This window comes from Chamaesiphon sp. OTE_8_metabat_110 (assembly GCF_031382685.1).
In the GTDB taxonomy this organism is placed as follows: Bacteria; Cyanobacteriota; Cyanobacteriia; order Cyanobacteriales; family Chamaesiphonaceae; genus Chamaesiphon.
The window spans coordinates 1-9,600 of sequence record NZ_JANMZA010000476.1; the positions used below are offsets into that span (position 1 = coordinate 1).

General features: G+C 48.6%; 9 protein-coding genes and 1 pseudogene. 6 read left to right on the top strand and 4 right to left on the bottom strand.

The window, feature by feature from the left end; translation table 11 throughout:
* Nucleotides 1-134 precede the first annotated feature (134 nt).
* The 3 genes from RMO52_RS17445 (at nt 135) to larB (ending at nt 2,482) form a co-directional block, all read left to right on the top strand.
* Nucleotides 135-1,013, top strand: a complete 879-nt coding sequence (locus tag RMO52_RS17445) for a 4-hydroxybenzoate solanesyltransferase (RefSeq protein ID WP_310416747.1) — start codon at nt 135-137, stop codon at nt 1,011-1,013.
* Nucleotides 1,014-1,197: 184 nt separating this feature from the next.
* Complete coding sequence (locus RMO52_RS17450) at nt 1,198-1,662, top strand: hypothetical protein (RefSeq protein ID WP_310416731.1); 465 nt, start codon at nt 1,198-1,200, stop codon at nt 1,660-1,662.
* A gap of 52 nt (nt 1,663-1,714) precedes the next feature.
* A complete protein-coding gene (gene larB / locus RMO52_RS17455) occupies nt 1,715-2,482 on the top strand; it encodes a nickel pincer cofactor biosynthesis protein LarB (protein ID WP_309740730.1) in 768 nt (255 codons plus the stop codon).
* A 209-nt stretch (nt 2,483-2,691) separates the two neighbouring features.
* On the opposite strand, the gene RMO52_RS17460 is transcribed toward larB, so the two are convergent.
* A complete protein-coding gene (locus RMO52_RS17460; RefSeq protein ID WP_309740729.1) occupies nt 2,692-3,867 on the bottom strand; it encodes a histidine kinase in 1,176 nt (391 codons plus the stop codon).
* A 347-nt stretch (nt 3,868-4,214) separates the two neighbouring features.
* Between RMO52_RS17460 and RMO52_RS17465 the strand changes: the two genes are divergently transcribed.
* A complete protein-coding gene (locus RMO52_RS17465; protein WP_309740727.1) occupies nt 4,215-5,804 on the top strand; it encodes a glycoside hydrolase family 57 protein in 1,590 nt (529 codons plus the stop codon).
* A gap of 518 nt (nt 5,805-6,322) precedes the next feature.
* Here the strand turns inward: RMO52_RS17465 and RMO52_RS17470 are convergent.
* A complete protein-coding gene (locus RMO52_RS17470) occupies nt 6,323-6,478 on the bottom strand; it encodes a purine permease (protein ID WP_310416734.1) in 156 nt (51 codons plus the stop codon).
* 218 nt (nt 6,479-6,696) lie between these two features.
* Here RMO52_RS17470 and RMO52_RS17475 point away from each other — a divergent pair, with 218 nt between their 5' ends.
* Both RMO52_RS17475 and RMO52_RS17480 read left to right on the top strand, forming a co-directional pair.
* Nucleotides 6,697-7,539 (top strand): class I SAM-dependent methyltransferase, encoded by an 843-nt coding sequence (locus RMO52_RS17475; RefSeq protein WP_310416737.1) that lies wholly within the window; start codon nt 6,697-6,699, stop codon nt 7,537-7,539.
* A gap of 205 nt (nt 7,540-7,744) precedes the next feature.
* Nucleotides 7,745-7,876, top strand: a pseudogene (locus tag RMO52_RS17480) (IS701 family transposase); the annotation flags it as partial.
* A gap of 190 nt (nt 7,877-8,066) precedes the next feature.
* On the opposite strand, the gene RMO52_RS17485 reads toward RMO52_RS17480, so the two are convergent.
* Both RMO52_RS17485 and RMO52_RS17490 read right to left on the bottom strand, forming a co-directional pair.
* The gene (locus RMO52_RS17485) at nt 8,067-9,170 is read right to left on the bottom strand and encodes an HhoA/HhoB/HtrA family serine endopeptidase (RefSeq protein ID WP_310416741.1); all 1,104 of its coding nucleotides are present in this window, start codon (nt 9,168-9,170) and stop codon (nt 8,067-8,069) included.
* A 196-nt stretch (nt 9,171-9,366) separates the two neighbouring features.
* Nucleotides 9,367-9,600: hypothetical protein (locus RMO52_RS17490; RefSeq protein ID WP_310416744.1), on the bottom strand; the 234-nt coding region annotated here is incomplete at its 5' end.

The following is a 9,600-nucleotide window of genomic DNA, read 5'->3' on the forward strand; positions in this document are numbered from 1 at the left end:
CTCCCAGTCTCCCAGTCTCCCAGTCTCCCAACTCCCAACTCCCAACTCCCAACTCCCAACTCCCAACTCCCAACTCCCAACTCCCAACTCCCAACTCCCGCCTCCCATCTCCCAACTCCCAACTCCCAACTCCCATGACAACCCTCCCCCCACGCAAACCCACTTGGCTAACTGTAATCCGGCTCCTACGATGGGATAAACCCGCAGGTAGGTTAATTTTGATGATTCCAGCATTGTGGGGATTATGCTTGGCTGCAAAGGGAAATCCACCGCTACCACTGTTAGGAGTGGTGATTTTGGGGACGCTGGCGACTAGTGCGGCGGGTTGTGTCGTCAACGATCTATGGGATCGGAATATCGATCCGCAGGTAGAGCGCACCAAAACCCGTCCGCTGGCGGAAAAGTCACTATCGATCGCGACTGGGGTGGGGGTGCTAATCGTGTCGCTGATTTGTGCGGCACTCTTGGCAAGTTATCTCAATCCCTTGACATTTTGGCTGTGTGTAGCTGCCGTTCCGGTAATTTTATTGTATCCTGCTGCTAAGCGAGTATTTCCCGTGCCGCAACTGGTACTATCGATCGCGTGGGGATTTGCCGTCTTGATTAGTTGGTCGATGGTCACGGCGAGTATTGCAACGCCGACATGGTATTTGTGGGGGGCGACGATTTTTTGGACGCTGGGATTTGATACTGTATATGCGATGTCCGATCGCGAAGACGATCGTCGCATCGGGGTCAATTCTAGTGCCTTATTTTTTGGTAAATACGTGGCTGAAGCGATCGCGATTTTTTATGCGCTGACAGTTGGTTTACTGGGCTATATGGGGCAACTTATGGGACTGGGGTCGGTATTTGTCCTGACGTTGGGTATGTCTGCTGGCTTTTGGTTGTGGCAATATCTCCAGCTCAAGAAACCCACGATTCCACCAGCTTTTTATCCCCAAATGTTTCGGGAAAATGTGTGGATTGGGTTTGGGTTGCTGCTGGGCATGATCTTGGGAGTCAGACACTAGGCTTTAGGCTTTGGACTTTAGAGTACAAATTAGGTTAGTATAGCTACCGAATCATTACTGACTAGAATAGATCGTTGGAGCAATCTCAAACCGAGCCAATTTCTGTCAAAAGAGAGTAGAGGCGGAAATCAGATTGGGGTATAGTATGGCTAGACCGATCGATCTATCATGCGAGGCGGTAAAAATGAAACGAATTCAGATTTCCATGTTGGTGTTGTGTCTCGGTTGCGGATTGCCGCTAGCCGCCAGAGCAGAAGCTCCCACGCCCAAAAGTGGATGCTGGTCTACCGAAGTGGCAATTCGCCCGAGTACTCCCGAGCAAGTCACCACGGCGACAGGTCGCGTAATTGGGATCGAGCGAAGTAACAAGGATCGATCGCTGGCGGCTACAGAAGTCGTCACCTGGGTAAAGCTGAAAACACCAACTGGGCAAAAAACCGTTTATTTGGGATCGGATCGATCGCTACAACAGCAAGGCTTGAAATTGAAAGTGCGGGATACGATCGAAGTTCAGGGCGTTCAAACTTACAAGTCCAAGAAATTACCAACAATTATCGCCAACACGGTCAAAAAAAGCGATCGCGTCTGGAAAATCGATAATATTACAACTAAACCCACCAGCGACGAACGGTGCAGATTTAACGGCTAGTACTAATATTAATCTAGGATAAAGTTTGAATCCGCTGCAAATATCCGAGATTATGTCAGAATCGCTGAAATCTTTACTCACCGCTGTCGCTGCTGGCGAAGTTACACCCGAGCGTGCATTGTCCAAACTGCAATCGCTCGGCTACGAATCGATCGACGACTTTGCCAAGATCGATTTTAACCGTCAACAGCGGACGGGCTTTCCGGAAGTCATTTGGGGACTAGGTAAAACGCCAGCGCAAATTGTCAAAATTATCCAAGTGATGCGCCAACAGCAATCGGTAGTCATGGCAACCCGGATTACACCAGCCGTCTACACCGAACTGCTTCAGGAGATCCCCGACCTAATCTATTACCAAACGGCGCAAATCTGCGCTCTAACCCCCCCGCAACCGCAAATTACACGCACAGGCAAGATTACCATCCTCACCGCAGGTACAGCCGATTTACCCGTAGCTGAGGAAGCAGCCTGTACAGCAAGTTTATGCGGTTTTGAGGTCGAAAAGTTATGGGATGTCGGCGTCGCCGGGATTCATCGCTTGCTGAATAATCGCCACGCGATCGATAATGCCGACGTGCTAATTGTCGTGGCGGGGATGGAAGGTGCGCTAGCCAGTGTAGTAGCTGGTTTGGCTGATTGTCCGGTGATTGCCGTACCGACTAGTATCGGCTACGGTGCCAGTTTTGGAGGTATAGCGCCGCTACTAACGATGCTCAACTCTTGCGCCGCAGGTGTCGGTGTGGTGAACATCGACAATGGCTTCGGTGCCGCTATTTTAGCAGCTCAAATCTTGCGATCGGCAGCTAGAGTTAGAGGGTAGAGGGTAGAGGGTAGAGGGGGGACTGGGGGGAGTTAGTGAGATGTCAGATGCGGAGATCTACCCACCCCGCCTGCGGCACCCCTGTCTTGAAAAGGTGCTCTACTTGGGGAAACCCCAAGACCACACTTTTCGCTCCGAGGAGGGGATTTTATTCCCTAATCCCTCATCCCTGCCCTATTCACTATTCACTATCCACTATCCACTAGAACCTACCCCTGATGCACTAAGAGCGTAAAGTTAAACACGCTACCTTTGCCCGGTGAAGATTCGACCCAAATTTGACCGTAATGGGCGCGAATAATCCGCTGACAGACAGCTAAACCGATGCCGTAGCCCGATTGTGCCAGATCGCGATCGAGTCTGATCCGCTCTTGAAAGATGCGTTTTTGGTTTTCGGCGGGGATACCCAAACCAGTATCGGCGATACTTACTTGAATAGTTTGAGCGGTACGGTGGAGGGCGCTAATGTGGACGCGACCGCCAGGGGGGGTATACTTACTGGCATTGTCGAGGAGATTGGCGATCGTCTGTCGCAGCTTATCGGCATCGCCGTAGATGAAGGGGATATCTTGAGGAATATCAGTGGTAATCCGTTGGGACTTGGCTTGAAACTGCGAATCGATTTGGGCGATGACTGCGGCGATGAGTTGGCTGAGATCGAGTTTTTGGGGATGAAGATTGAAATGGGATGTATTAGACAGAGGTTGCAAGATGTCTGTAACCAGGCGATCGATCGCTTGAAGCTGGCTGCGGGCGCGCTCGATTAATTTGGCGATTGCGGCTGGGTCTAGGGCGTTAGCGCGATAATCCTGGGGATTGTGAACGATTTCGAGCGTCCCCAAGGCTAGCGCGGCGGCTGTCAGAGGGTTCCGCAGATCGTGAGCCAAGACAGACATAGCACGGTCTTGTAATTTTAGCCGATCGAGTAAGGCTTCTTTTTCTTGCTTGAGCGTAAAAACTTCATCGGTTAATTTAATCACCTTACTGACATGGCCGATCGAATCACTCAGTAATACTCGATCGGTTAGCGGTGGCGCGGTATCTTCATCGCGCATCTGCTCGCTCCCTGCCTCAACTAGCTCCTCTTGCCACCGATCCCACCAATTATCAATTTGATCGCTAAGATTGCTCCCAGCCAAGATCTGACGGGGATTTGGGTGCAGCTTCAGGAGTGCTGGCGTGGCGATCACTCGATAGTATTCTGCTAAGTCGGGCTGTTTGCCAACATCGACAACTTGCAGCTCGAATGAATGCTCGGTATTGAGCATCGTTAATTTGTCACGAATCTCTTGATTGTGGACATAACTAGTCATCCGCTCGTCAAGAAAGAGCAATAATTGTAACGATTTGGACGAATTAGTGGATCGATCGCGGTCGGTTGACATTCATTCTCGTTGGCGTAGCCTCTCCTATAGAGAATCGAAAGCTAATGGGGTCGGGTCGATTGTGGTCTTGGGACTAAAGTAAAAAATTCAACCAAACTTTAGTATGAACCGAATCTCGAACTTTGTTAACAAAAAATTAATCTTTTTTAAAAAAATGTCATAATTCGCCGGATGAAAGTGAGCATTCTCTCTGTTATCGTCAGCGCGAAGACCGGAGTGACTCTAAAAAAGCAGCTCGCCTCAACAGTAAAATAACAAATATTAAATATAAAGAGGCGGCAAAGCTTAAGATAGGAATAACGGTAGTATCTTACTATCTGCCATCGCTATTCCCACACGCTACCCCTATGAGTACTCCGCTCGGTTATGTTGCGTTAGTCCTACACGCTCATCTCCCCTTCGTTCGACATCCTGAGAGCGATTTCGTTCTTGAAGAAGAATGGCTGTATGAAGCCATTACCGAAACATATATTCCCCTACTCCACGTTTTTGAGGGATTGAAACGGGACGGAATCGACTTTAAAATTACGATGAGTATGACACCACCATTGGTGTCTATGCTGCGCGACCCCTTGCTCCAAGACCGCTATGACGAGCATTTAGCCAAGCTAGAAGAGTTAGCGCAAAAAGAAGTAGATAGCAACGAACACAACGGACATATCAAGTACCTCGCCGAGTACTATGTCAAAGAATTTGCCGCCACACGGAAAACTTGGGAAAGACACGATCGAGATTTAATTGGTGCTTTCAAAGGATTTTTAGACAGTAATAACCTCGAAATCATTACCTGCGGTGCAACTCACGGCTATTTACCGCTGATGAAAATGTACCCAGAAGCGGTGTGGGCACAGTTGCGGGTGGCTTGCGAGCATTATGAAGAGAATTTTGGTCGCGCTCCCAAAGGGATCTGGCTGCCAGAATGTGCCTACTATGAAGGGCTAGAGAGGATGTTAGCCGATGCTGGCTTGCGCTACTTCCTCACCGACGGGCATGGCATTATGTATGCCCGTCCCCGTCCCCGCTTTGGCAACTACGCACCGATCTTTACCGAGACTGGGGTAGCCGCCTTCGGACGCGATCAAGAGTCTTCGCAGCAGGTTTGGTCGTCGATGGTGGGATATCCCGGCGCACCCGAGTATCGCGAATTTTATAAGGATTTAGGTTGGGATGCCGATTATGACTATATCAAGCCGTACATCATGCCCAACGGTCAACGCAAGAATATCGGGATTAAGTATCACAAGATTACTTCCAAGACTGGCGGTGAGAAAGCACTTTACGATCCCTACTGGGCGAAGGAAAAAGCTGCCGATCACGCGCAGAACTTTATGTACAATCGCCAGCAACAGGTCGGAAATCTGGCACACGTCATGAAGCGTCCACCGCTAGTTGTCTCGCCGTATGATGCCGAATTATTCGGTCACTGGTGGTATGAGGGGCCGTGGTTTATCGATTTCTTCTTCCGCAAATCTTGGCACGATCAACATACCTATCAGATGACGCATCTGGCGGATTATCTCCGCACCGAGCCGACTCAGCAAGTCTGTCGCCCTTCCCAGTCTAGCTGGGGCTATAAGGGTTTTCACGAGTACTGGCTAAATGAAACTAATGCTTGGGTGTATCCTCACCTGCACAAAGGAGCCGAACGGATGATCGAACTGGCACGGATGGAGCCAGAAGATGAATTGCAATGGCGCGCCCTCAATCAAGCCGCACGGGAATTATTACTCGCGCAATCTTCGGACTGGGCATTCATCATGCGGACTGGGACGATGGTACCATATGCCATCCGCCGCACGCGATCGCATTTAGTCCGCTTCCACAAACTCTATGACGACCTCAAAGAACTGAAGGTCGATAGCGGTTGGCTCGAAAAAGTCGAGACGATGGATAACATTTTCCCAAGTATCAATTATCGGGCTTATCGACCATTGTAGGTCGATACACTCGATCGAATCTTCCGCACCGCCAATCCAGATCGAGTTAGTTCTAGATTTTTCACATTAACTCAAGTAATCAAAGTTCGATCTTTCACACTACTCATAGGACTGTAAATACATCCCCGACTAATTTACTTAGCCGGGGATATTCGATCGATCTAACAGGCTGTTTGAAAAGTATAGATTAACACTCGCAAACCCTAGAAAATCCCCCCGAGCAAGCCTTAAAAAGCGGATGCGCGCACGCCTTTGTTCCCCGACGGTTTAGCGACCCAAATCACGCGGAGGTTCCCTCCGCATGTGTTTGGGTCAAGACAGCGGCTCGCAGCCGGGAGGTTCCCTCTCTTGACGCACACAAACGGGAGGGAACCTCCCGTTCGATGCGCCGCTCCCGGATTATGCGAGACAAGACAGCGCACCAAGCAGGGGGGAACTGGATCGAAAGTCCCCCTGCTTGCACCAAGCAGGGGGATTTACCCACTGGAAGCGTGGCAATTAGACTTTTCAAACTCCCTCTAAGGATTAATCAAACCAGAGAAAAGACCGATGAGGATTAAAGATAAGGGTGCCAAAATGAGAATGGCATTAATAGTCGTGCCGATTGAGGGCGTAATATTTTCTGGCGGATTGAGTTCGGAGGCGTGAGAGCGGTCTGTTGTCGCTGTTTTCATAAACTAGTAAATATCTTGCTTGACTATCTCTCTATCTTCGCTCGATCCTAGCTATATAGCATCGCTCGATCGAAAGATTAGCACTTAAAAATTATATCATTCGATCGAATGATTATTAATTTAAAATAGTGTGCCAAATTAAGTACTTATTTAAGTAGTAAAGTATATGCACTTGTCTATTGAATGTTACATTTATTGTAAGCTTATTTTCAGATATCATGCAAACACCCGATGAAATCCGCAACTGGTATCGAACATTTACACCCGAAAAATTGCAGCGAAATCGATGGTATGGATCGGTCACGCAAGCATACGATAAAGTCCGCCCCAAATACGCTCAAGCCTTTTTAGAATGCGCGATCGAGGTTGCTAAAATCCCTGCTAATGGGCAGATATTAGAGGTCGGCTGCGGCCCAGGCACGGCGACGATTTCCTTGGCTCGATTGGGATTTTCAGTCATCGCATTAGAACCAAGCTTAGCAGCTTGTGAAGTCGCTCGTCAAAATGTCGCTGCCTATCCCAATATCGAAATTATTAATACCAGTTTTGAAGAATGGGAGCCAGTCGATCGAGAATTCGATGCAATTGTAGCCGCAACTTCTTGGCATTGGGTATCACCAGAAAATAAGTACCAGAAAGCCGCAAGTATGCTCAAAAATACTGGAGTGCTGGTTTTACTATGGAATACAACGATGATGCCACCGCTCGTGATATTCGAGCATTTGACGGAGATATTTAGACAACATCTACCAGCTTTCGCAGAATATAAAGATCGCGATCGTGAAGTTCAAGAACTGAATATCTTTGTTGATGCCGCGATCGATTCGGGCTTATTTAGTAACTTACGGACAGAAGTTCGGGTGAATGAGGTGAATTATGCGATCGATGATTATCTACAACTATTGACAACCTATTCACCCTGTATCGCCCTAGCTCCCGAAAGCAGACACGAGTTATCAGAGAGCTTAAGAGCAGTACTCGCACAAAACTGTGGCACCCAGATGCAATTATCTTATCAGTCTGTTTTTCAAATTCTCGATCGCAGCTTGCCCGAATCATAAGATATTGCAACAGTATTGCAATTCAAAAATAATCGAGCGATTCTATTGTTCAATTATCCCAGCTTGTATCAAGAGCTGACGCTCTTCAACTCGTTGGCAAAGCCTCTCTGAAAGAGAATCGCGACGATTTAATTGCAATAGCCGAATTGTAACCCGACCGATCGCAGTTAAAGGCGAAAATTCGGCTCCATTCAATTAAAGTTATGTATTAGCAGACAGTTTATATGGAGAAAGCCCAACTGCTGTACTGAGAATATTAGAAAAATTAAACTTACAATTCATGGTGTCGATTAGAAGTAATCATGGTGTGTGGCTGCCAGCTACAGCCAAGGTTAGACAGCGGCGTTTTTATTCTGGGGGAACCCCAGAATAAAAAAACGACAAGACAGAGGGGTTGGGGGTGAGCGGATGAAATCGCGCTGAGGCTTCCTCAGCGTGCGTTTCACCAAGCAGGGCAAGGTCTATGCTTCATACCCCAATTCAGCAACGCCTCAAATCATTCACCTTACTTTGATTTTGAGAAGGGATTAAGAATTCAACTCTTTAGGCACAACTTTAACGACCCGATCTTTACCATCGCGTAGAATGCGGACTTCGAGCTGCTGGCTGACATGGCTGTTTTCCATCACATCCTGCAATTGGTTGGCATCGCGAATTGCTTCGCCATCGACCTCCAAAATTGCGTCACCTCGGCGCATTCCCGCGACCGAAGCAGCGGTATTCGGCAAGACGCGAATCACTAATACCCCATTAATCTCGGGAATTTGAAAGGGTGCATTAGGGTCGCTATTATTTTCGGTGGCAATCTGGGGTGTCAACGTCACCATTTGCACGCCGAGATAGGGGTGGGAAACTTTTTCACCGCGAGCTAATTGGGTCGAAATCGTTTTGACTTTATTAATCGGAATCGCAAATCCAATCCCCATCGCATCGGCACGAATCGCGGTGTTGATCCCAATTACTTGCCCCCGAGCATTGAGCAGTGGCCCCCCCGAATTACCTGGATTGATTGCGGCATCGGTTTGGATGAAATCAAGGCGTTTGTCGGTCATCCCGACGGTAGAACTGGCACGTTTGAGCGTGCTGACGATCCCTAATGTCACGGTATTATCCAATCCAAACGGATTGCCGACCGCGATCGCCCAATCGCCAACTTTGACGCGATCTGAGTCGCCTAATTCCGCGATCGGGAGATTTTTAGTACCGCCTACTTTGACAACCGCTAAATCGGTGACTGGATCGACGCCTGTGACTTTGCCTTCCAAACTACGACCATCTTTGAGAATGACCGTAACTTTATCCGCTCGATCGACCACATGGGCGTTGGTTAAAATAATGCCATCGCGATCGATAATAAAGCCCGAACCCTGACCGCGTAGTAGCTGCTGCTGGGGCAATCCCGTCATCGCCTCATCGCCAAAAAATGGGTCGATCCGCCGCGTAATCGTCCGCTCGGTATCGATCCGTACGACCGCCGCACCGACTAAATCGACAGCCTTACTGACAAAGCTAACGCCATTATTCTCGGCGATCGCAGCGGTAATCGGCACCGCTGCTAGAGCAGGTAGTGGCAAAAAGGTAGCAATAATTAACACGATCGTGGCGATCGCCGAACCTAGTCTTGATTTCATATTGCATTCAGCGATTGGTAATAACTCTTATTCTTTAATTGTGGCAATTTTCTCTATTAATGGTAGGTATTTAGCGTATTTAGCCAAAATCGGGCATGAAACACTGTTTCATACCCGATGTTAGTAATTGGGGCTAATTGGCAAGACTCCTAAAGCCTAAAAGCCCAAAGCCCAAAGCCCAAAGCCTAAAACCTAATTAACCGCGACCGCTAGGTGCGTTGTTGCGAGTTGGGGGTGCTTCGGGAGGTAATGGTGTAGTCAAGCTAGGGCTTGGCTTACAAGGACAACCGATGCCACCACCAGCAATCACTAAGAACTGGTTGAAGTCACCGCCTTGACTGGAGATGCCATCATTCCAACCAATCCGCACGCCTTGAGTACCCAAGGAGGTAGCATCATTCTCGAATTTTGCTAGCTGTGCGCCACCATT

Bases quoted from the DNA above. Each gene is read 5' to 3' on its own strand.
- RMO52_RS17445 (WP_310416747.1), top strand. From the start codon at position 135: ATGACAACCCTCCCCCCACGCAAACCCACTTGGCTAACTGTAATCCGG.
- RMO52_RS17450 (WP_310416731.1), top strand. From the start codon at position 1,198: ATGAAACGAATTCAGATTTCCATGTTGGTGTTGTGTCTCGGTTGCGGA.
- larB (WP_309740730.1), top strand. From the start codon at position 1,715: ATGTCAGAATCGCTGAAATCTTTACTCACCGCTGTCGCTGCTGGCGAA.
- RMO52_RS17460 (WP_309740729.1), bottom strand. From the start codon at position 3,867: ATGTCAACCGACCGCGATCGATCCACTAATTCGTCCAAATCGTTACAA.
- RMO52_RS17465 (WP_309740727.1), top strand. From the start codon at position 4,215: ATGAGTACTCCGCTCGGTTATGTTGCGTTAGTCCTACACGCTCATCTC.
- RMO52_RS17470 (WP_310416734.1), bottom strand. From the start codon at position 6,478: ATGAAAACAGCGACAACAGACCGCTCTCACGCCTCCGAACTCAATCCG.
- RMO52_RS17475 (WP_310416737.1), top strand. From the start codon at position 6,697: ATGCAAACACCCGATGAAATCCGCAACTGGTATCGAACATTTACACCC.
- RMO52_RS17485 (WP_310416741.1), bottom strand. From the start codon at position 9,170: ATGAAATCAAGACTAGGTTCGGCGATCGCCACGATCGTGTTAATTATT.